This is a genomic window from Leptolyngbya sp. 7M, assembly GCF_018128485.1.
The window spans coordinates 5,831,090-5,853,214 of sequence record NZ_CP070897.1; the positions used below are offsets into that span (position 1 = coordinate 5,831,090).

A 22,125-nucleotide genomic window follows, 5' to 3' on the forward strand; every position below is an offset into this window, starting at 1 on the left:
GATCATATCGATACCTATGTATAAATAGCAGCCGGAATTGCTCCTGCTCCCGACTCCTGGCCCCCTGCAGCAAGCTTCCCCAGTCGTCTCCAAATCAAACGATACAATGAAACCATTGCCCCGCCTAACCCAATCGGACTGGAGCGGGGCGGTTGATTATTTGGAGTGCTCATGCTGCCGCGAGAAGAACTACTCAAATCGGTCGAAAATCGTGATACGCTAGCCCGCATTATCGATCAGGCCGAACAAGCGATCAAAACCTGGGAAGTAGTTTGCACCGATTTCCTGGCTCCACCTGAGCTAGCCGAAGTACAGCAAGTGTTTGGTCGTCTTACCGAGGTGCAGTTTTTGGCGTGGGGAGGCTATCCGCAGGCTGAACGACAGCGCCTTGCCATCAGCCGGGCCGAACTGCCGCTGGATCAGTCCCAAGTAGCAGTGACTACCATCGAGATCGCGGGCAATTTCTTGTTTGACCCAGCCAGCCATCGCGATTTTTTGGGCGCAATTTTGGGCACCGGCATCGTGCGGGAAAAAATCGGCGATATTATCGTGCTGGGAGAGCGCGGCGCACAGGCGATTGTGGTTCCCGATATGGTGGAGTTTTTGACGCTGAACCTGAAGCAAGTCCGTTCGGTGCCGGTCAAAACTCAGGCCATCGACTGGAGTGAGCTAAAGGTGCGGGAGCCAAAGAAGAAAGAGCTGACCACGGTAGAAGCTTCAATGCGGCTCGATGCCCTCGCCTCCGCTGGGTTTGGCATGTCCCGCAGCAAAATGGCCGATTTGATCAACGCCGGGGATGTGCGCGTCAACTGGAAGGAAATTACCCAGACCAGCTATGTCCTGAAACCAGGAGATCTGGTCGCCATTCGCGGCAAAGGTCGCCTAGAGATCGGGGAGGTAGCCGTTACCAAAAAAGACCGCTACCGAGTGCAGCTAACGCGATTAGTCTAGTGGTTTAAGCGGTCATGAAAACGAACGCAGTTCGCATTCTCGATAATTTGGGCATTACCTACCAGCTTTTAGCCTACGAGGTTGATCCGAATGACCTAGCGGCAGAAAGCATAGCTGAGAAAGTGGGATTACCACCAGAGCAGGTGTTCAAAACGCTAGTGACGCGAGGAGACCGGACTGGTATTTGTTTGGCCGTGATCCCTGGCAATCTACATTTGAACCTAAAAGCGTTAGCTAAATTAACTGGAAATCGTAAATGGCTGACAACACCTGTCACTTTGGCCTCAACAACTTCTTTGCCGACAATGGCCTCGACGATGGCTACGAAACCCGCCTCTACTTCCCGGCTGATGCTGGCCAAATGAAAGCCTGTGTCGAAGCGGTGTTCAACGATCCGGGCCTGCGGTTTATTTTCTCGACCCGTTCCAAAACGCCAAATATCCTGGACGCGAATGGCAATAGCCTCTACGGCGAAGGTTACACGTTCACACCCGGCAAAGACGAAGTCATTCGCGAAGGCAGTGCAGGCTACATTGTCGCTTTTGGCGATGCCCTCTATCGTGCCCTCGACGCTGTGGAACGCCTGAAGCAACAAGGCATGGATGTGGGCCTGATCAACAAACCGACCTTGAATGTAGTGGATGAAGAAATGATGGCCAAGATTGGCAAGTCACCCTTTGTCCTGACCATAGAAGCCTTTAACCGTAAGACGGGTCTGGGTAGCCGCTTTGGATCCTGGTTACTGGAGCGGGGCTATACACCCAAGTTTGCTTATCTGGGAACCCATGAAGAAGGCTGTGGCGGTCTCTGGGAACAGTACCCGCATCAGGGACTGGATCCAGACGGCATCATTGCTAAAGTGAAACAGCTAGCAGGCTAAGTTTCGCTGAGATTGATCGTTGAGATGGGTACTGTCCTACGGCCAGAAAAAATAGAGGCTCTGCTTACGGGTAGAGCCTTTTGTTTGATTTTGCCATTCATCCTCTACAATTGCTGTGCATCATCTAAAATCGAAGCTCAATATCGATGAAATGGAAGGACAACCCTAGCTTGCTGAACTGTCCAAACCTCCAAGTTCTTGGACAGTTTCAAATCATTTGACCCATCACTTGGCATACCGCCATATAATACAATTGAACTACAATTAACTGCAAAAACTTCCCCTGAGGTGTGACATGGACTTTGAGGCAACGGTTTTCGGGACGGGATTGGGACTCGGTCTGCTGGTAGCTTTAGGCATCTGGCTCAACAAGTGGCGAGTGAATTCCTCACTGCGCAAAGAATTAGACAATATGAAAAAGCATCTCCAGACCCAGCTCAGCATCAACGCCAAAGGCTACGAAGAGATGCAACAAGAGCTGAAGCGACTGAAGCAGGAAAACGAGAATTTGCGCATCACAGTGGCTACCCTCTCCAACAAACCAGGCAGAACTGAACTTAGAACCCTGCAAACCTGGGATAAGGCGGTGCGGATTATGACGGTCAACTCGCCCGGATTTGCGCCCGCTTGGGAGATGGCGCTTGCCGAAGCCAATAAGGAAGTACAGGAGATCGACACCGGCATGAAAGCCTTGGTGCGGCGAGTTTTCCCGATGCTGCCTCAAGAGTTGAGCAGTGCTCATTCTGATGAAATCAACAGCAATAATTAAGCGAGATTAAGGCGGCCAGCGCACGCTGACTCCAGAGTCTGAGTGGAGAGTGACGAGTCGGTTTAGTCAAACCTACAGTCCTGCAACTTTCTAGCGCCGTTGGGGACAGCACCGTTAGAGATGTCATGTAAACCATAGCGAATTTTTGCAACATGAGTGAACCGACTGGATGGGCGAATCCACTCTGCTCCTAATCGGCTTCTAATCAGCCTGAGACAATGTAAATCCTGCTCTACCTACACCAGCGGTATTTTGCATCCGGGAAGGACAATCTTTTCTGAGAAGCTGATTTACGGCTCTTCAAAAAGCTTTTTAAGGTTTACTTAAGATTTTTCACAGTTGGGCTGAATTACGCCAATCCCCTCCTATGGTGGAGATGGAATCAGATGGATCGGGCGGATAAACCCTGTCTCATTAGTTGCATGGAGTGTTGATTCCTGAATATGAGCACTTTACCCAATTTGCTGCGGTCTTTACTGCTAACCAGCATTTTTACGTTTCTTACTCCCGTTTTGCTGATCAGCATTCTGTTAGCTGGCTCAGCGGTAATTAGCTATCTTCCCCATCTAGAAGCCTTTGGTACCGGCAGCTTAGAGCAAATCGCGAGTTTTCTGAAAATCTTTGGTAGCGGCAGCGTTTGGCGTGGCATCATCGTGATTGGTTTGGTCGGCAGTTTGGCTGGTGTTTTGTTTGATACCTACACGTTTTACCGATTCCAGAATCTGCGCAATCATCACCAGTAAATCGCTTAATTCTAAATTCCTGACTTAAAATCACTGGCCGGGCCGGAACGGAACTATCCCGGATACACTATCCTGGATTATTGGTATTGCTCGGATCCCCTTTCATGCGCTTTTTCTCTTTTTCCCGCTTCAGCCAATGGCGACCGTTGCGCTCGCTGCTGGCCCTAGGTCTGCTGCTAGTTGTAATTTGGACTTGCGCTCCGGCTACGGCAATCGCTCAAACAACCGGCAGCAACATTCAGCCCTACATCGAGCGGGTAGCGCGTCAGATCAGCGAATTTATCCTGGCAAACGGCATGAAGTTTATTGTCATGGAGCGGCATCAGTCGCCGACGGTGTCCTTCATGACCTATGTGGATGTTGGGTCAGCCTACGAACAGCCCGGTAAAACTGGAGCGGCCCATTTCTTGGAACACTTGGCTTTTAAGGGCACCACCCGGATTGGCACCCAGGACTACGCTGCCGACAAGCCCTTACTCGATCGCCTCGATCAGTTGTTTGAGCAGATCAAAACGGCAGAGGCCGCCGGTCAGACTCAGCAAGTTGCCCAACTTAAGCAAGAATTTGCTCAGACCAGAGCCGCTGCTGCCGCCTTGGTCAAACAGAATCAGTATGGTCAAATTGTCCAGCAGGCGGGCGGGGTTGGCCTCAATGCCACGACATCAGCTGATGTGCTGAGTGAAAGCTAGCCCAGTTGCTGGATATTGTGACAGTTATCAAACAGGCTACTAAGGGGTTGTTTTAGAACACGCTCAAATTTCTCCAAGCTATACTGAGCGTACAGAGCAAATGCAACAGTGATGAATTAGGCAACTGAATCAACGTTGAAAACGATTGAGATGATTCAGCAACCAATCGAGTGATTCCTATAAACCTCTTAATTGATGCGGTTATGCTCGATTAAATCAGTCTCCGACTTTAGATAGATAAGAAAGCGGTTTGGAACATTACTGTCTGCCATTGCTTCTTAAATAGTAAGCACTCAAACTTGCGGCAACCGCAGAAGCCGATCAAGAGCATTGAGCGCTAAATTACTGCGAAAGTTGAAATTTCTATACCCTGCTGCCTCACGTCAGCTTATTTGCTGATGGGCAGTAACGTTCGCTTATCGATTTGCATTCATCTCCTGTAATCGTTCAGGTTTGATTCGATTTCGGTTTAAGCCACTCTCTACACAAGACTTGGAACCATGATTAGACTTAAGTTCGCTGCATTATCCTTTCTTTCTCTACTAACCGTTGCTCCAACCGTACTCTCAGGGCAGTCTGCTTCGGCTCAGGCCGTGATTCCTAGAGGCATGGACGGCAGCTATTTAGGCGGCGGTGTTTCGGTGGGCGTCAGCAACCCGGATGATGACGACGCGATTCTAGGTGGCAATGTGCAGGGTCGGCTCGATCTTCCCACAGTGCCAATTTCGGTACGGGGCGCAGCGCTATTCAACGGCGACAATGCTGCTCTGATGCCGCTCGTTACCTATGACATTGGTGTTGCTCCCAACACAAACCTCTATGTCGGCGGTGGCTATTCCTTTACCGTAAATGATGATGCCTCGCCGCTAGGCAACCAAAATGCCCCCATTATTACTGCTGGCGTAGAAACAGCCGTTCAACGCAACCTTGCGCTCTACGGTGATGCTAAAGTTGGCATCGATGCCTTCAAGGACAGCAACGACGCTGCTGTTAGCGTACAGGTTGGGGCTGCGTATCGTTTCTAGAGTTGGGATTTGCCAAAACGTGAGTGGATTGTAGATGTACTGGCTAGATGCTGATTCGGCAGTTTTCCCATCTACTCATCCACTCATCCACTCTTCAGCCTACTTCACAATAGTCAGCGGTACCTGTTTAGTCGTCCATTCACGGCTAGGCGATGCGGCTACCGTCAGCTTGCGGAATTTAGGCTGGTCCTCGGCGACGGTTGCCAAGAGCGCATCTAACGGACTACCAGAACGGGTACCGGCAGCTTTCGGTGGGATTTGCTGATCGAGTGAGGGCAGTTCTAACCAGCGGAAATTGGCTGCCCCCACCGTAGCAAACACTTTTACCGTATTTTCGACCTGATTGCTTTGGTCCTCAATTGATCGCAATAGTAGGAGGGTAATTAATACGCTTAGCATTAAATTCTTCCTGAAAATGTTTAATTAATAGACCTTGAAAAAATATCTCTCTAGCAATAATCCCTACTCCTCGCTGCCGAGCTATCATCAGTGCAGCTTGCATAGGATTACTAGATGCAACACTTAAGGGTACTTGTAATATATCTGGTTCTCCATATTGAAGTGCAGCAAACACTTCTATAGGAGTTCTAACAGAAACTCCATAATATAAAAGCTTGCCTGACTTTCGTATCTTCTTCATTGAAGAATCCCAATTACTAAATCGTAAATCCTCTACTGAAGGTACGTGAAGTAACACAATATCTAAAGGCTTTTTTTGCAGTCGAAAAATACTTTTGTCTATGGCAAAATTTAAGTAATCATACGAAAAGTTTTGTCCATGATCAAATGCTAAAGTAGAACCTTCCAAAGCTAAATCTAGATCTAAATTGACCTTTTCCTTAATGTAATGCTTCTTTTGTTCGTCCACAAAGATATTGTAGAAGTTCCATCCTATCTTAGTGGTAACCACCAAGGGAGAAGAATAGTTGTTCTTAAGGAATTGACCAATAAGAGCTTCACTACTACCAAAACCATAACCATCCGCTGTATCGAAGTGTGTACAGCCCAGTGTGAATGCTTCTTCAAGAACTTTTAATCTTTCTATATCATCTTGAGGGTCTTTGACAGTACGCTCTCGTTCAGGTAGAGCCAGTCGTGCTGTTCCTAAGCCGACTGTTGATACTTTTATGCCTGTTCTGCCTAAGGCGCGCTCTTTCATAATGATCTTAGTCCTTTGATTTGCTTAGAAGACAGCAGTAACGATCAAAATAATCAAGATAAACTAGAGATAAAATTCACCAAACAACCATCTAAAAAGGTAATTCACCAAACCGCATACAGACCAATTGATTGATTATGGAAGGCACTTTCCTGAGTAGCATTACTTAGACATTATTGAATTTTTTAAACGCTATTTTTTCTCTTAATAATGACTGCTAATTGCTTAATCAGCTAAATCAACTCATCTACATTATGTTTATCTTTGAACAACTAAGACAATAAAAGGAAATTAACAAGATACACATTACTTTGATAATGCTTTCAAGCAAAGAGTATCCCGGTTCACCTTTAAAACCTTGCTTCCTTCATCCACCATTACTTCTATAAATCTACTCGACACAGCTATTCAGTTTCTCGAATGAATCCAGAAGATACTAAGGCATTAATAAAGACTGATATCTCAGCTAACGCCTGATCGTAACTAATATGAAAGTTTTTCCTTGAAAACTCAACAAGTTGAGAAAGTTCTGTCAATTGATCAAGAGCCTTCCAGATTTCGCTCCCTGTGTAATTTAGGCGAAAATACTTGCTGGAATTCAAATCTAGATCCCTCGCGGGTTTGCCGTTCTCGAAAACGACGATACCTGCAACGTTTTCCGCGCCGGAGATGTTCGAGATGTCGAATGACTCGATCCGCTCCGGAAAGTAAGAAAGTTCCAATATTTCCTGCAGTTCGCCAAGAACCTTTTCCGAATCTGGCTTCAGAACCCTGAACCGCTGTTCGAATGCGATCCGAGCGTTGTTTTCAACAAGTGCAACAAGTTCGCGTTTGCGTCCGCGTTTCGGATCGAGGATTCTTACCTTCCTCCCCCGGCGTTCTGTAAGAAGTTGTTCCAAAGCAGGCCGGTCATCGAAATCCGTGGGGACGTGTATCTCAAGCGGGACGAAATCCGTAGAATAATACTGCACAAGGACTTCACCAAGAAATTCAGCCGGGTCAAACTCATCGTCATCCTCTGGCAAGTCCTCCCAAAAGAATTCTCGGCGGCCGACGATCCGGCCTTCGCGCATAGTGAAAAGCTGCAATGCCAGCCGCTGCTGCTCACGGTAATAGCCGAAGATATCAATGTCGCGTTCGGCTGTCATCGCCATTTTTTGCTGATCGCTTAACTGAAGTACGGTCCGATGCAGATCACGAAACTTTGCGGCAAGCTCAAACTTGTCTTCCTCAGCGTACTTCCACATCCGGCGTTCGAGGTCAGCGGCGAGCTCTTTGTTTCGGCCCTCAAGAAGTATCTTTACGTCGCGTGCTGCCTCCAGATATTCTTCCTGCGTGCAAAGCCCTTTGACACATGGGCCGAGGCATCGTTTTAGGTGATACTCGAGACATGGACGCGGCAACCGGCCATCGATCTCGATATCGCAAGTTCTAAGCTGGAAAGTTTTGTTGATCAAGCTCAGCGTTTTGCGGGCGTGTGTAACGGGAAGGAAAGGCCCATAATAACTTCCGCCATCGCGTACGACCCGGCGTGTTATCACAACCTTTGGATAAGGCTCATTTGTAAGCTTGAGATGCGGATACTGTTTATCATCCTTCAGCATCACATTGAACCGCGGCTTGTGTTTCTTGATCAGGTTCGATTCCAGAACCAAGGCTTCCACCTCATTATCGACAACGATATATTCGAAATCTGCAATGAGCTTTTTAAGTCGTTGAGTTTTGAAGTCTACCGCTTTGCTTGCCTGAAAGTAAGATCGGATACGGTTACGCAGGTTCTTAGCTTTGCCGACATAGATTATCTTGCCGGCGGCATTCTTGTGGATGTAAATGCCGGGATCTTTCGGAAGTGCTTTTAGTTTTTCCTCTATCGTCACGCAAAATAATTCTATCGCAGCATAAACTTTGCAGCGAAAAGCCCGACCGGTTCCGAAAAACCGACCGGGCTTCGATGTGCCAGGGGGAAGTAGGCACTATCTTTGAACAGCCGGCAAAAGCAGGCCGATAAGGCCCTGTCGAGCATTTGATTCAAGTCAAAGTCAGTGTTGACACTACGCAAACCAACACCTTTGCCGGAGTACCTTTGGTTTGTCTGGAGGTAATTGATTCTGGTCCTGGGTTTCCTGAAAAAGCACTGCCTTATGTATTTGAACGGTTCTACCGTGCGGATCCGTCTCGCTCACGGGTGCTGCCTTCGGATAGTTCCGAGCTGGATCGCGAGAGTTCAATCAGAACTGGCTTGCCCAACGGCACGGTCCAAATCCAATACGATGGACATTTACAAGGCGGCAGTGGGCTGGGACTTGCCATCGTGCGGCAAATTGTGGAAGCACATCAAGGATCAGTCAGCGCCAGCAATCATCCGGAAACCGGCGGGGCTTGGCTGCAGGTGCGCCTTCCGTGGCACTCTCCGGACAGCTGACAGCACTTTAATCAACGCATTCTAATTAACAAAGCCAGTCAAACCTGGACTAGAAACTAAAGAATCAGAAACTAAAGAATCAGAAACTAAAGAATCAGAAACTAAAGAATCAGAAACTAAAGAATCAGAAACTAAATCCGTACTTCAATTCAGTAGGCTAGAAAAGGGCATCCTGAAGATCACCATTGCTTGTAATATTTGTACATAAATCTTTTTTGGCAGCCTTGCTTTGTCAGAGCTAGCCTCGATTTCTGGAGTTGTAACCCGATGGTTTGTTGCAAGCGAGCATACATCGAAACTTGTTGAGGAACCGCCACCTCTGTTTTTGCTTCTGGTCCAATATGACTGAACGATTGCAGAAAATCTTGTCGCAGTGGGGAATTGCTTCTCGCCGTCAGGCCGAGCAGATGATTCTGGATGGGCGTGTACGCTTAAACGGAACTGTAGGTCAGCTCGGGCAAAAAGCGGATCCGCAGGTTGACTCCATTGAAGTGGATGGGAAACTAATTCAGCTCAACGCTCGTCCCCAAACCACATACCTCCTGCTACACAAACCGGCGGGAGTTGTTTCGACCTGTCATGATCCCCAAGGTCGCTCTACGGTGCTGGATTTACTGCCTGCGGCAATGCGGCAATTGGGATTACATCCAGTTGGGCGATTGGATGCGGCTTCTACTGGAGCACTGCTTCTGACCAATGATGGAGAAGTGACGGCTTGCCTCACCCATCCCCGCCACTCGATTGCCAAAATCTATCGAGTTTGGGTCCAGGGCCATCCTTCAGAAACGGTGTTACGACAGTGGCGGCAGGGAGTTCTCCTAGAAGGCCGTTTGACCCGATCAGCCGAGGTGCGAGTGTTGCAAACAGACCACCAAGCAACTCTGCTAGAAATTCGACTAAAAGAAGGCAGAAATCGTCAAATTCGTCGGGTAGCAGAGCAACTTGGGTTTCCTGTGATGCAGCTTCATCGGGTGGCGATTGGTACGATCCGGGAGTCCCTTTTTTGTGGCGACCGAATCCCAACCCTGGCCGGTGAAATCGCAACAGGCAAAGCGAATTGCTGCCGTGAGTGGACTGGGTCTAGACGGCAGTTGTGCCCATGTGATTTTGTCGGAAGACTTGGCTCAAACCACTCGACCCAGCCACTATCTAGAAGAAATGCCGTTTCACCTGTTCCCCTTAGCGGCAGAGGATCAAGCATCGCTGCTCGACCAACTGCGGGCCTTAGAGCAAACAGTGACCGCTTCCACATCGCTGCACCAAACGGCTAGCCAAACCTTTGCCAGCTTCCAACAACAGACTGGAGCTAAGTACGTAGCGACGATTGTGGGCCACAGCCAGGAGGAAGTGCTGCAAGAGATTCAGCGGGGCTTGAAGGGCATCGAACGAGCCTTTCAGCAGAACCGGGAATGGCAAACCCCAGCCGGCAGCTACTTCACCCCTGCTCCTCAGGGCAAGCTAGGCAAAGTCGCCTTTGTCTATCCAGGTGCCTTTATGTCCTACATGGGCATGGGGCGGGATGTCTTCCGCCTATTTCCCAAGCTGCATGGTCATGCCTTTGAAGACAGCACCCGCCTCAACCAACTGCTCTATGAGCAAAGCAAGCGCCTTTACCCCCGCACCCTCAGCAAACCGATGACTCGGCAGCTCGAAGCTCTAGAAGCCGAATTCAGCAAAGACTCGGAGGTGATGCTGATTGCGGGAACCGTGGCGGCGATTCAGGCCACGTCAGTACTAAGGAATTATTTTAATCTGCAACCGCAGGCCGCCTTTGGCTACAGCCTGGGTGAGCTGTCGATGTTGTTCTCGCTAGGGCTATGGTCGGATATCGACACGATCTCAGACCAGATGAGCACCTCGGAGCTGTTCAAGACGCGCCTAGCCGGTCCCAAAACCGCGATTTTGGAGCACTGGGGTTTACCTGCCGATGCCGCCAATGCCCAATCGGATTTCTGGGGCAGCTATATTCTGCTGACTTCGGTGGATAAAGTGCGCGAGGCGATTCAGAAGGAGAGCCGGGTTTATCTCACCCATGTCAACACGCCTCAGGAAGTGATGATTGGTGGCGACAAAGCGGCCTGTCTACGGTTGATTGAGTCACTCCAGTGTGATTACTTCCCGCTAGAGATCAGCGGTATTCTGCACTGCGATCCGGTGCGACTAGAGTTCAACCAGCTCCAGTCATGGGCGAAACTGCCGGTACAGTCTCAGGATGTCAACCTGTATACGGCAGCCCACTACGGCAAGCCAGCTCAGCTTGATTCAGAGACAATTGCCGACCACGTAGCAACGGCTTTGTCGCAATGCTGTGACTTTCCGCGCTTGATCAATACCGTCTACGACGAAGGGGCACGGATTTTCGTCGAAATTGGTCCGGGTGGTAGCTGTTCCCGAGTACGTCCCCACCGTTCGGCCCGGGTCGGGGTAACTGACCAGTTGCGCCACGCTCGTGCCGTCCGCCACCGCGTTGCCCCACTGGGACAGGCCCATCACCTGGTTCCCGCGCCAGAACCACAGCGACTGGCTCAGCGGCGAGCTGTACCGGTTCTGGCCCACCGTCATCACGCCAGCCATGTTCTGCGGCGGCTGCGCGATGCGGATCAGGTTCGCCGGGCGGAGCTGCTGCACCTCGTTGCCCACGATCACCACGGGGCCCGTGGGCGCATAATCAAGATCGATCGTGAAGTTGCCCTCGCTGGGCGGGTTCTGGTTCGTCCAGTTGAAGATCACGTTCTGCTCGATCCGCACCGAGTCCACTTCCGGGTAGATCACCACCGCGCGGTGGTCCCCGCCGAGCGTGCCGTGCGCGATGATGTTCCCGATGATCTCGACGCTGCGGCTCTTGGCCGCCGAGATCCCCCGCCCCAGCGGCTGCCCGTTGCCGTTGTTGCGCGTCTCCAGCAGCACGTTGTTCACGAACCGCGCCGAGTTCGACACCGTCGCGTACGAGATCCCCGCCGTCATGTGCTGCGCGCCCGCCACCGACAGGTTGTTCTCCACCAGGCCGCCGGAGCGGATCGAGAAGTTCGCCCGACCCGCGTTCCGAGCGATGTTCCCGCGGACGATCGTCCGCTCCGTGTTGTTCTCCGTCGCGTACACGTTGTGCGACAGCCGCCGGCCCATCGCCCAGTGCGCGTCGCTCGTGTCGAACACGTTCTCCTCCAGCAGCAGCCCGTCGTAGTTCATGAAGAACGAGTTGGTGCCCCCGCCCTCGGGGTCGGTCGTGAACCCATCCAGCAGCAGGCTCCGCCGGACCTTCACGTCCACGAACTTCCCGTTCCACCCCTGCACCACAAGGTTGTGCGCAAAGCCCTCGATCCGCACGTCCTCGATCAGCAGGTCCTTGCCCCGGCGGATCACCTGGATCCCCACCGGCTGATCCTGGCCCACCTGCTGCCCGTTCCACGTCGCGTCCTTGAAGTGAATCCCGACGATCGCCACGTGATTGATCGGATCATCCCCAAGGATCATCAGCCCCTTGGCGTTGCTCGCCACCACCATCGGCCGAGGGCCCGTCCCATACGCCCCGAGCACCGCGGGCTCGCTTCCCGAGCGGCCCGACGTCGACCAGTACATCGGCGCCGGGAACTGATCGCCACGCTTGAGCAGCAGCCAGTCGGGGAAGCCGTCGCGGAGGAGTTCCTTCCCGGCGGCGATGGTTCGCTTGGGCTGGAGTGGGCTGAGGCCCGAGTTCTGGTCGTTGCCCTGCGAGCTGCTGACATAGATGACCCTGGAGTCCGGGCTTGGGGTGAAGGCGGACCAGGTGACGATGGTTCCCCCCGGAGCGGGGGTCGGCGCTGGATTTAGTGCTCGTGAGTGACAAGGCTGATCCGCCCGTGTGTCGGATCATGGACTATGGTAAATTTAAGTTTGAACAAGAGAAAAAGGCGAGAGAAGCTCGCAAGAAGCAGCATACTTCCGATGTCAAGGAAGTAAAAATGCGCTACAAGATTGAGGATCATGACTATCAGGTCCTGGTGAAGCGGGCCTCCGGCTTTTTGGGTGATGGCGATAAGGTCAAAGCGACTGTCATGTTCCGGGGTCGGGAGAGTCAACACAGCGACCTGGCTGAAAGTTTGCTGATGCGCATGGCGAATGACTTGCAAAATGTGGCGGAGATCCAGCAGGCTCCCAAGCGCGAGGGCAAGAACATGATCATGATGCTCTCTCCTAAAAAGTAAATTACAGCAGCAAGTTACAAAAATAAGCTGCAAACTGGCACTTTGCTCAATTTCTAAGTTCTGCCTCATGCTACTTCGCACGCTGGGGCAGAATTTTTTATTGCGGTTCAATCTTGAGAAATTGAGTTGGAAAATTTAGGGGCAATCTATTACCAAACCCAATGGCGCGGTTAGAATAGCGGTTTTTGATTAGACAATAGATCAGGGTGCTGGGGGTGTACCCTTATACCGGCATCTGATTTACTGGGGATGATGTACTGAAGTGCTTTAGAGATGCAAGAAGGAAACGGAGCTGCATGAAGCGAGAACGGACGCCCGTTCCACAGCAGAAGAGGCAAAGGTCTGGGGGAAGATGGTTGAGTTGGTTGAATCTTCGCCCTGAGGAAAGTGAGCGCACCTTTTTGATGTTCGCTTTCTATACCCTCAGCTCAGTCGGAATTCTCTGGCTAGAGGTCAGCGTGGCAGCGCTATTTTTGGGTGAATATGGGGCTGAGTCCTTGCCCTGGATCTACATTGCTAGCGCTGGGATCGGCACAGGTTTTGGGTTTCTCTACGCTTGGCTGCAAAAGTGGCTCCCCCTGCGGCAGGTGATTGTGATTACCGCTGGGTTGATGGCCGTGCCGCTGTTTTTGTTTCGCTTGGAGCTGCATCCTGCCCTGTTGGGAGGGTACACGATCTTTTTGATGCGGCTGTGGCTGGAAGCAATTTATGTGATTAACGAAATCAACACCTCGATCACGGCCAATCAGCTCTTTACGATCCGGGAAATTAAACGCACCTATCCATTGATTAGCAGCGGTATTTTGGCGGCGGATGTCTTGAGTGGTCTCTCCCTGCCCCTGCTGCGCAGCCTGATTGGCTTAGGAAATGTGATTTGGTTAGCCGGAGCCATGCTGTGTGGTGGGGCGGTCATTTTGCTGTATTTGACCCAGATCTACCGACAGTTTTTTCCAGATGGATCCCGACGGCGCACCAGCAACAAACCGCCCGACTTTACCAACCGGCAAGTGCAGGGGGGTCGCCCTGCATCCGCATCGTCCACAGGTCGGCGTTGACGTCGCCGATCTTCTGCCGCCCGGGCTCATAGGTGGTCGTGAACCGCACGCCGCCCTCGGTCTTGCCGTTCATGCCCGTGATCGCCTCGCGGGTCATCTTCAGCAGCGCCGCCGGATCGCTCGACCGCATGAAGTAAGTCGTGTTGAGGAACAGTCCGCCGATCGGCGCCGGGCTCTCCCCAAGGAAGATGCCGAATCCGTCGAACTTGTCGGCCATCGCGATGGGGTTCATGCCCGCCATCAGCCCCGGAGCTGCCTTTGTCTGCACCTCGGCGAACTTCTTGAACATGCTCCGCAGGCCGGCGCTGCTGCTGTCGATCGCGAAGGCCAGCAGGAACGCCTCATTGGGCAGCGCTGCGATCAGCGAGCCTCCATTGCCCTTGCCCGTGAAGTAGTTGCCCCACTCCGAGCCCTCCTTGAACTGCCCCGCCATGTCGAGCTTGATCCCACGCTCGCCCATGGACAGCGCCAGCACGCCCGCCTGGCCGTCCCGGGTCAGCGCCGGCTCGAAGAAGTCAAGCACCGCGAGGTTCCCCGCCATCGCTTCGCCCATCCCCTCCATGTTCGCCCGGGCTTCCTTCATGCCCTCCTTGATTTTCGGAGAGAGCACGGGCATGTTCGCGATGATGACCGCGTCCTTGCCCTCGGCAACGGCCTTGCCATTGGGCCCGAGCAGCGACTCGATCGCCGACCTGCTCCCGGGCTTGCCCGCGAAGGCCTCGACCATCGCCTTGTTCTGCCCGATCGCGGCGAATCCGCCGTCGAGGCTCTTGATGTAGCTGGTGTTGCCCTCGATCTGCACCTCCTCAACGCCCGATCCGGTGGCGTTGAAGTGCTTGGCGAACGCCGCGTAGTCGCTCACCGGAACGATCGCGACAAAGTTCTCGTCGTTCATATCCTGCTCGACGGACATGACCGCGATCGCCGCCGAACCCTGGGCGTTCACGCCCGGGGTCTTGAGCAGGTCCTTGATCTGGCCGAACTGCGCCCCCGCGCCTTGGGGGAGGACCTTGGTGAACGCCTCCATGTTGTTCACGAACTGCGAGACGCTCCGCATCGACACCATGATCGGAGCGTCCACCGGGACGCGATCGAGGGCCGGTGGCACCTCGGCGAGCGCCACAATCGGCATGAGCACGGACGCGGCCAGACCGGCCACACGAGTCGTCCAACGGCGTGACAGCATGAACATCCCTTTCCAGGTGTAAACGGCCGGCCGACCCAGTCTCCACGAGGGCCCAGCCCAGAATCGTCCATCTCGCGCCGCCACGCGGCGGCCGGCGAGTATATGGGGACCACCACCGGCTCGGTTTCATCGACCGGACCGCCCCGGCTCCGTGGGACTCCCGAACCCAAGGCGCGGGGCAGATGGAATTGCAGGGGAATCGGGTGGTGGATATTTTTGCCCTCAATCATCCCAACAGCGGCTTGGTATCGGGCGGAGATATGGTGTTGCGCTCGGCGAATCAAGTCGGGGGAGACGCGCATTTCTGGAGTGGTGGCAATTTTCGGGTTGAGCGATTGAATGGCAGCTTAGGCGATCTGTACAGTCCTCACGATCCAATCATTCGGGTGACAGGTGATTTAACGTTTAATAACTACGTCGGAAACTCATTGCATATTCTGGCAGGTGGCTCAGTCGTAGTGCCGGGAACAATTGTCATCCTGGGTGCAGACGCTCCAGCAACAACACTCTCAGAAACGATTCCACTGTCAGATGGTACAGAAATTGAGATCAACGGAAGCACTCAGCCTACTTTAGATATTCGTGCAGGCGTCAATCCATCTGCTGTTGCTGTCTCTAATGGTTTTGAACAGATTGGCTCGGGGAACTTTCCAGGAGGTGGTACTTTCTTCAGAACACCTACATCTGCTGGTGTTGTGATTGGCAGTGTGATCATTGTGCCGCCAGATGGTCAGGTATTAATCACTAACCAATACTTACCCAATCCTGCTTTACCTACACCAGACATTCTCATTACTGGAAGAGGGATTAGCCGATTGGGTGCAGCGAGTCCTGTGTTGGGAATTGATGCACGCGGCTTTGCAGGCAATGGCAGTTTAGTCACATTAGATGCGCGCGGTCGGATTTTGCTGTTTAGAGAACGTTCGATTGATTCATCTGCTGAGCTAGGTCAGTCTGGAAATATCCGACTGATTGCAGCTGAAGGAATTGCGCTAGGTAATTTAGCTTCGATTAATGCCTATTCTGAGAATAGGGGCGGTGATATTAACCTATCAACCAACGGAGAAGTTTCGCTCGGTATCGGCACTTCCATCTTGACCAGTGGCGGAGGCAATATTCAGATTCAATCTGCTCAATTAACGATGGAGCCGCTTTCTCAGATCAGCGCGCCAGTTAATAACATTCGAGATGGAGGTAATATCACGCTTCGTGCATCTGATTTTATTCGTGTAGATGGTGGCAACGTTGGCACTTTGGTTGCCTTTCCTCTGTCTTCTACTGATCCATTACCTGAATTTGGAGATACTGGAGATATCAGGATTGAAACAGGCAAGTTAGAACTGACTGGATTTGTCATTCCAGCTTCTAGCTCACCAATTGGTTTTTTAACCGGCGGAGATATCACGTCTGATGTAACCAGCAACGCAGATGCTGGCGATATCACTATTACTGCTGAACAAGTCAGACTTTTGAATGGGGCGCAAATTAGAGCTTCTACGTCTGGAGCAGGCAATGCAGGCAATGTTACCCTTCGTGCTTCAGATTTGGTTGAGGTGGCTGGTAGAACTCCAGGGACCCCATGATCAGCAAAAATGCCTGCCGACTGTTTTTCAGCACCTGCTGCGCCGGAACCGAAATGATCTGCGCGCCCACAATTTCGTTCAGTTTCCAACCAAACCCGTTTGCCGTACCATAGCGCTCGATCATACTGGCCGGGGCCACATCAGGAGTACTGTGGCATTGCAAGCAACTCGCCTCCCTAATCGCAATTGGGCGAGCAATATAGAACAACTCACCGCTGGGAGTATCCCGAAAGCCCCGCACCTCCGGCAGGTTTGCATCTTGGCGAAACCGTTCCACGATCTGGGATTCAAATCCATCGGCTTTGTCACGCAAATTCGTTGGATTCAGCGTCGCTTCTTTGTAGAAGAAATCGCTATAGGTGCGGCCTTCTCGCAGTTTTTCAAACACTTCGCGAGCCGAGTAGGCTGGAACCGTTTCAGGCAGAAATTCGCTCACCAAGCGGCCTTCCAGTTCGGGCCTGACTTGGGTATTGGTGTAGTGCCGCACCGAGTTCATGGTTTCCATCATCATCAGCGCTTTTGACGAGATCACGTCTTGAGCATTGCGATTGAGGATAGTGGACAGAGCAACACCGCTAACAATAATGCCGCCCAGAAACACTAAGAACAGCAGCAGGCTAAATTTACGAGCTAAATCCAGATCTCTAAATGAGGATGCAAAGGGTAGAGCCATAGTTTTATTAAGAGTTTAATTAGATTGAGTATGTTATAAGCAAACAGAATTTTCTAATCCAGAGAATATCCAGCTAAAAATCATTTTGAACTTAACGTTACTATCAGTTTGAACCCAGGCTGAGACTGGACCAGAGGATGCACCTAAACCCCTATTCAGCCAAATCCAGAGCTAATCTGTACGCTGTCTGAATTGATCACAAATCGTAACCCAAACCAAGCTGGATCGCGGCATTTATTAGGATTTATTAATCGATGGCCTGATCTGGAGTAGCCCTAACGGCCCTGCTCAAAACTCACAGATCTCTGAACTAACTGGACAGGTCTTGTTATCGATGTCGTTATTTTGCAGATTCAGCAGTTGCAGGTTAGTCAACCCTTGGAGGGGCGCGAGGTCAGTAATCTTGTTGTTGCTCAGGTCGAGGGCGGTCAGGTTGGTGAGCGGTTGCAGTGGCGTCAAGTCGGTAATTTGGTTGTTGCTGAGACCCAGGGTGTCGATATTGGTCAGTGCCTGAAGCCCGTTGAGATTGGTGATTTGATTCCCGTCCAGACCCAAAATGGTCAAGCGCGTCAGGGATTGCAATGGCGTGAGGTCAGTAATTTGATTGTTGTTGAGACTAAGAGCCGCCAGATTAGTCAACGATTGCAGTGGCGTTAAATCGGTAATTTGGTTATCGGCCAAACCCAAGAGTGAGAGGTTGGTTAGGGGCCGCAGTGGTGTTACTGCGCCGCTAACTAGCCGATCTCGCTGAAATCGAGGCAACAGATCGGAAGCGCCTTGAAAAATGGCCCATTCTCGTTCCGACGGCGTAATTTCTTTTTGTGCCCCATTGACTAATACAACCTGCACCTCTGGATAGTGGTCCCGACACCAGCGACAGACCGAATAGGCATTGAGGGTTTGAATGCGAGTATCGATCAACAGCAAATCGGGTAGCGCTACCTTGGCTGATTTCAAATGCTTGAAGCTGTCGGGCAAATTGACGTCTGGATGCTCCCAAATTACTGCAATACCCTGGGACCGCAAAATTGCCTGCCAAAGTGCTCCTTGGCGGCTCATCGGCTGAATCATCAGAACAAGTTTGCGAGTATCAGCCATCAGTAGAAGTTAGAGTAAGAGGTAGGAGTTGCAGTGAGACCACATTTGCAGTATCGCCTTTGTGGGCAATTTCAATCTACTACCGTAGAATACCCAAGCATAGGCAGCCTATTGCAACTGTGACTTCTAGTGCCTATTCGAACACTCATCAGAGGTTTTGCGTTCCAAAACTTTGCAGAGGTTTTCGGTTAGGTGTGGGCCGTTTCCCGACGGCTCAGGTTTAGGATCAATATTTGTTCTTTTTAGCCAAGTCGTTTTGATCAATCCCTTGCTCGATCAACAATCGCTAGATCAGCCCGTGAATTCAGACAATTCAGCCTCTCACCTGCAGCTGGTAGCCGACAAGGTTGGAGGTCGCCTCGATCGCTGGCTGGCTGAGCAAGTTCCTGATTTATCGCGCTCCCGCATCCAAAAGTTGATCGAGCAGGGGCAAGTTCAGCTCAATGGGCAGGTCTGCAACTCGCAGAAGCTAGTTGTGCAACCGGGGGACTGCATTCAGGTAACAATTCCGGCGGCTAGGCCGCTCGATTTGGTGCCAGAGGAGAGGCCGCTAGACATCCTCTATGAAGATGAGCACCTGCTGATCATCAATAAGCCCGTTGGCTTGGTGGTGCATCCAGCACCGGGTCACGAGGGCGGCACTTTGGTGAATGCCCTATTGGCCTACTGCACCAACTTGGCAGGCATTGGCGGCGTCCAGCGGCCCGGCATTGTGCATCGGCTCGACAAAGACACCAGCGGTGCCCTAGCCATTGCTAAAACCGATTTAGCCCATCAGCATTTGCAGTCTCAATTCAAAACCAAAACGGCAAGGCGCGAGTATCTAGCAGTCGTCTATGGCGCTCCGACCCAATCCAGGGGCACTATTGATGCACCAATTGGCCGTCACCCAGTGGAGCGCAAAAAAATGGCTGTTGTGTCAGAAGATAGGGGCGGCAGACGGGCTGTGACCCACTGGGAAGTGGCAGAGCGCCTAGGAAACTACACGTTGATGCGGTTTCAGTTAGAGACAGGACGGACTCAACAGTTGTTCAAGATAGCGATCGGGAATGTTTTGTTCAGCAGCAATTTGACGAATTTGAAGAGGTTCATGCTCGCTGTAGTGGTCAGCTAGTTCTAACAGAGCGAGTAGGGCATATTCGCTTTTACAGGAAAGTTCCACGGGTCAGAAAAGATGGACTGCTTCTCTAGTATATCCCGGTTCTCCACCGGAGTTTGCTGGTTTAAGCAAGAAAGTTTAGATCAAAACAAAAAGGCCCCAACTCACAAAAGTTGGGGCCTTACAGCTCAACTGAATGAGCTTAACGAACTGAATTAGAAGGTGAAGGTGGTACGAATTGCGCCCACAAAGGTATCTTGACGACCGTTGTCGTTGCCTGGGTCGTTGAGGAAGATTACACCAGGGGTAATTGAGATGTTGTCATTCACTCGGAAGCGATAGAAGGCTTCTGCCAAGAAAGAGGCATCCTGACGGGTATTACCCGGTACGCCACCCAACTGACCGAAGAGACCACCGCCGCTACCGATACCGGCAATCCGAGGAGGTACACCAAACACGAATCCTAGCATGTTGCCATCGCCACCCAGGTCAGGGAAGGCAAGAGTACCGTGGTAGCTCCAAACATCGTAGTCACCACGACCTAACACACGCACCGGCATGTACATGACGCCACCACCAACTTCCACGCCGCCGAACTTGAAGTTGAGCTGACCGGCATAGATGTTAGCAACTTCGGGACGAGTGTCATCACCGTCAGAAACACCATCATAGGTACCTAGGTTGAAACCACCGTCATCCCCAAAGCCATCTCGAGAGTAGCTGTTGGAGTAGGTGAAGGCTGCATCCAAGAAGTCGCTTAAGAAGCTCAATTGAGCAATCAGGCCATAGTCACCGTTGAACAAGCCATTACCAGGGCTAGGATCGCCAGCGTTACCAGCAGCATAACCAATATCGATGCTGAAGTTATCGCCTAAACCAAAGATGGCACCAATACCCGTACCGCCAGGGATGAAGTTGTACTGCGGAGGTGTACCCAGACCGTTCGTGAGCGAGCCTTGGCCGCCGCTGTCAAAGGGGCTAACCGTGGTAGCCACAAAGTCAGAATCCCCAATACTGTTTGCTCCGATGATGATTTGAGCAGTATCACCCAGTGGGAAGGTGTACAACAAATCGTCTAGCTTGACAGTGTCATCACCAGCCGAGCTGCTCCACTGCCAGCTAGTATTGTCACCAAACGAGTCAAAGTCGCCGAAATCACGTGCTTGCAGACGTGCTCTCAACAAGTCCTCGCCGGTGAAGCTAGTATCAAAGTTTAGACGAACCCGATAACCAGCGATTACCTGGTCATTCTCGACAACATCGCGATCGTCATCATCATCGCGGAACTCGTTCTCCGAGAACGGAACACCAACTGCAAAAAGATGCGAAGCTCACCGCCCTGCAAACTTCGAGTAAGGCTGGCATTGAATAGCTGTTGCAGAACGGCATTGTGATTAAGTCGTGGAGCGAGTTCGTCTGCTTCAGCCAGAGTCATCAAACCGTGATAGCGCAGAATTGTGCCGCTTCCAAGTCTGAGCCGTGCTCGCACAGGTTCTAACGTTGAGGAACTGAGGTCTGGAGCACTTCCCCGTGCCAAAATCACCGTTTCTGATTGATCGTTTGGGCCGTCTCCGCGCGGCACCTGTCGTAACAGTTCGCCCACAGCGTCAATTTGGGCAGGGTCAGTCAGGCCCGATCGCCACTCCCGGATAGTAGTGCGATCGCTGTCACTCATCCTGCCTTGCCAAATCAGAGCATAGTCATCTACAGAGGGCAGTGGCACGGTTTTTAGCTTGGCTTGCAGTGGTTCGGATATCCCTATCAGGTCTAGTTCTGTTGGGACATAAACCTGGGCTAGCCAGCGTTCGTAGAGGCGATCAATTGCAGCTTTATCCTGCAAGTCGGTAAAGAATCGCTGCAATGAGTTTTTGCTCGCCCGGTCAGTAAAGAGATTGAGCAGTTGAGTTTGCTCTTCTTGGTTGAGTGATCGGGAGGTGTGCAGCAACTTTCCTCGAATAATCAGATGATTCCGCAACCCTTCTGGCACATCGGCCTGTAGGGGGCGATAGTCGAATCTGAATGACGTTCGATCGATCGCGTCGATTAATCCATTGAAAGCGTCCAGAAAGGTTTGCACTGCCTGTGAGTCGCGATCTGCGTCGAGCACTTGCTGCACCTGCGTTTGCAGGTCACGGGCATCTAAACTGTCTAGATTTTGCCAATTCAGGTTGCCAGCATTGGTGGGAATGGTCAGGCGATTCAGCCAGTCTGCTGCTGTAGGTTGATTTGCACTACGCAGGCGGTTTTGGAGCAACGGTACAGTCACTTGCCAAACAATCGTCTTGCGATATTGCGCGGCAGGGAAGTTGGCAACCGGTTGGGCGGGAATATCACTGGCCGGTCCGGCTGCCGGCAACGACTCAAATTGGGAGAGTGCAGCGTTGAGCCGATTTCGAGTGTCAATATCATTCTGTAACTCTTGCTCCTTTGCGTCTATCTCAGCTCTAACCCGGTTTCCTTCAGCCTCTAGTTGAGATCGTTCAGTCTGTAATCGTTCTCTATCAGGCGGTGATAATTGAGGATTACTTAAGCCAAAGTTTATGCCTCTGATTCGTGTGTCTATCCTGATCAGCTCAAGTTGCAGCCTTTGCAGTTGGGACCGTAGCATTTCT

At 51.7% G+C, this 22,125-nt stretch carries 21 protein-coding genes and 2 pseudogenes; 14 read left to right on the forward strand and 9 right to left on the reverse strand.

Annotation, left to right across the window (positions count from 1 at the left end):
• Positions 1-171 precede the first annotated feature (171 nt).
• The 7 genes from JVX88_RS30870 (at position 172) to JVX88_RS30900 (ending at position 5,057) form a co-directional block, all read left to right on the forward strand.
• On the forward strand, positions 172-951 hold the full coding sequence (locus JVX88_RS30870; protein ID WP_211622259.1) for a photosystem II S4 domain protein: 780 nt from the start codon (positions 172-174) through the stop codon (positions 949-951).
• A 14-nt stretch (positions 952-965) separates the two neighbouring features.
• Positions 966-1,316 carry a YbaK/EbsC family protein gene (locus tag JVX88_RS30875; protein ID WP_211622260.1) on the forward strand — a complete coding sequence of 117 codons (351 nt, stop codon included), beginning with the start codon at positions 966-968 and terminating at the stop codon, positions 1,314-1,316.
• Complete coding sequence (locus tag JVX88_RS30880; protein ID WP_263975330.1) at positions 1,208-1,831, forward strand: transketolase C-terminal domain-containing protein; 624 nt, start codon at positions 1,208-1,210, stop codon at positions 1,829-1,831. The genes JVX88_RS30875 and JVX88_RS30880 overlap by 109 nt, the downstream gene beginning before the upstream one ends.
• A gap of 295 nt (positions 1,832-2,126) precedes the next feature.
• Positions 2,127-2,600 carry a hypothetical protein gene (locus JVX88_RS30885; RefSeq protein ID WP_211622261.1) on the forward strand — a complete coding sequence of 158 codons (474 nt, stop codon included), beginning with the start codon at positions 2,127-2,129 and terminating at the stop codon, positions 2,598-2,600.
• A gap of 443 nt (positions 2,601-3,043) precedes the next feature.
• Positions 3,044-3,343 carry a hypothetical protein gene (locus tag JVX88_RS30890; RefSeq protein WP_211622262.1) on the forward strand — a complete coding sequence of 100 codons (300 nt, stop codon included), beginning with the start codon at positions 3,044-3,046 and terminating at the stop codon, positions 3,341-3,343.
• Between the two features lie 104 nt (positions 3,344-3,447).
• Positions 3,448-4,032: a M16 family metallopeptidase gene (locus JVX88_RS30895; RefSeq protein ID WP_211622263.1), complete on the forward strand. Its 585-nt coding sequence runs from the start codon at positions 3,448-3,450 to the stop codon at positions 4,030-4,032.
• 500 nt (positions 4,033-4,532) lie between these two features.
• Positions 4,533-5,057 (forward strand): outer membrane beta-barrel protein, encoded by a 525-nt coding sequence (locus JVX88_RS30900; RefSeq protein ID WP_211622264.1) that lies wholly within the window; start codon positions 4,533-4,535, stop codon positions 5,055-5,057.
• A gap of 99 nt (positions 5,058-5,156) precedes the next feature.
• On the opposite strand, the gene JVX88_RS30905 is transcribed toward JVX88_RS30900, so the two are convergent.
• The 3 genes from JVX88_RS30905 to uvrC all read right to left on the reverse strand — a co-directional run bounded on the left by JVX88_RS30905 (position 5,157) and on the right by uvrC (position 8,093).
• Positions 5,157-5,426: a hypothetical protein gene (locus JVX88_RS30905; RefSeq protein ID WP_211622265.1), complete on the reverse strand. Its 270-nt coding sequence runs from the start codon at positions 5,424-5,426 to the stop codon at positions 5,157-5,159.
• Positions 5,413-6,216 carry an aldo/keto reductase gene (locus JVX88_RS30910; protein ID WP_211622266.1) on the reverse strand — a complete coding sequence of 268 codons (804 nt, stop codon included), beginning with the start codon at positions 6,214-6,216 and terminating at the stop codon, positions 5,413-5,415. The genes JVX88_RS30905 and JVX88_RS30910 overlap by 14 nt, the downstream gene beginning before the upstream one ends.
• Before the next feature lie 404 nt (positions 6,217-6,620).
• Positions 6,621-8,093 (reverse strand): excinuclease ABC subunit UvrC, encoded by a 1,473-nt coding sequence (gene uvrC, locus JVX88_RS30915; RefSeq protein ID WP_211622267.1) that lies wholly within the window; start codon positions 8,091-8,093, stop codon positions 6,621-6,623.
• 146 nt (positions 8,094-8,239) lie between these two features.
• Between uvrC and JVX88_RS30920 the strand changes: the two genes are divergently transcribed.
• From JVX88_RS30920 to JVX88_RS30940, 5 genes and pseudogenes are all read left to right on the forward strand, one after another.
• The gene (locus JVX88_RS30920; protein ID WP_211622268.1) at positions 8,240-8,638 is read left to right on the forward strand and encodes a sensor histidine kinase; all 399 of its coding nucleotides are present in this window, start codon (positions 8,240-8,242) and stop codon (positions 8,636-8,638) included.
• 341 nt (positions 8,639-8,979) lie between these two features.
• Positions 8,980-9,909, forward strand: coding sequence for a pseudouridine synthase (locus tag JVX88_RS30925; protein WP_211622269.1), 930 nt, complete (start codon positions 8,980-8,982; stop codon positions 9,907-9,909).
• Entirely contained in the window at positions 9,797-12,445 is a 2,649-nt protein-coding gene (locus JVX88_RS30930) for a hypothetical protein (protein ID WP_211622270.1), read from the forward strand. The genes JVX88_RS30925 and JVX88_RS30930 overlap by 113 nt, the downstream gene beginning before the upstream one ends.
• Positions 12,436-12,819, forward strand: a pseudogene (gene infC, locus JVX88_RS30935) (translation initiation factor IF-3); the annotation flags it as partial. The gene JVX88_RS30930 and the pseudogene infC, both read left to right, overlap by 10 nt.
• Positions 12,820-13,115: 296 nt before the next feature.
• Positions 13,116-13,874 carry a hypothetical protein gene (locus tag JVX88_RS30940; protein WP_211622271.1) on the forward strand — a complete coding sequence of 253 codons (759 nt, stop codon included), beginning with the start codon at positions 13,116-13,118 and terminating at the stop codon, positions 13,872-13,874.
• On the opposite strand, the gene JVX88_RS30945 is transcribed toward JVX88_RS30940, so the two are convergent.
• Positions 13,813-15,033: a hypothetical protein gene (locus tag JVX88_RS30945; protein WP_211622272.1), complete on the reverse strand. Its 1,221-nt coding sequence runs from the start codon at positions 15,031-15,033 to the stop codon at positions 13,813-13,815. The two genes, JVX88_RS30940 and JVX88_RS30945, sit on opposite strands and share 62 nt — an antisense overlap.
• Positions 15,034-15,242: 209 nt before the next feature.
• Between JVX88_RS30945 and JVX88_RS30950 the strand changes: the two genes are divergently transcribed.
• Positions 15,243-16,643 carry a hypothetical protein gene (locus tag JVX88_RS30950; RefSeq protein WP_211622273.1) on the forward strand — a complete coding sequence of 467 codons (1,401 nt, stop codon included), beginning with the start codon at positions 15,243-15,245 and terminating at the stop codon, positions 16,641-16,643.
• Here the strand turns inward: JVX88_RS30950 and JVX88_RS30955 are convergent.
• Complete coding sequence (locus JVX88_RS30955) at positions 16,585-17,316, reverse strand: DUF3365 domain-containing protein (protein WP_211622274.1); 732 nt, start codon at positions 17,314-17,316, stop codon at positions 16,585-16,587. The two genes, JVX88_RS30950 and JVX88_RS30955, sit on opposite strands and share 59 nt — an antisense overlap.
• 288 nt (positions 17,317-17,604) lie before the next feature.
• Entirely contained in the window at positions 17,605-18,414 is an 810-nt protein-coding gene (locus JVX88_RS30960) for a leucine-rich repeat domain-containing protein (RefSeq protein ID WP_211622275.1), read from the reverse strand.
• Positions 18,415-18,670: 256 nt separating this feature from the next.
• Here JVX88_RS30960 and JVX88_RS30965 point away from each other — a divergent pair, with 256 nt between their 5' ends.
• Complete coding sequence (locus JVX88_RS30965; protein ID WP_410503739.1) at positions 18,671-19,528, forward strand: RluA family pseudouridine synthase; 858 nt, start codon at positions 18,671-18,673, stop codon at positions 19,526-19,528.
• Here JVX88_RS30965 and JVX88_RS44590 read toward each other — a convergent pair.
• From JVX88_RS44590 to JVX88_RS30975, 3 genes and pseudogenes are all read right to left on the reverse strand, one after another.
• A pseudogene (locus JVX88_RS44590) lies at positions 19,493-19,576 on the reverse strand (transcriptional regulator); the annotation flags it as partial. The gene JVX88_RS30965 and the pseudogene JVX88_RS44590 overlap by 36 nt on opposite strands.
• A 152-nt stretch (positions 19,577-19,728) precedes the next feature.
• A complete protein-coding gene (locus tag JVX88_RS30970; RefSeq protein WP_211628960.1) occupies positions 19,729-20,751 on the reverse strand; it encodes an iron uptake porin in 1,023 nt (340 codons plus the stop codon).
• Complete coding sequence (locus JVX88_RS30975; RefSeq protein WP_211622276.1) at positions 20,751-22,121, reverse strand: hypothetical protein; 1,371 nt, start codon at positions 22,119-22,121, stop codon at positions 20,751-20,753. Before JVX88_RS30975 ends, JVX88_RS30970 begins: the two co-directional genes overlap by 1 nt.
• Positions 22,122-22,125 lie beyond the last annotated feature (4 nt).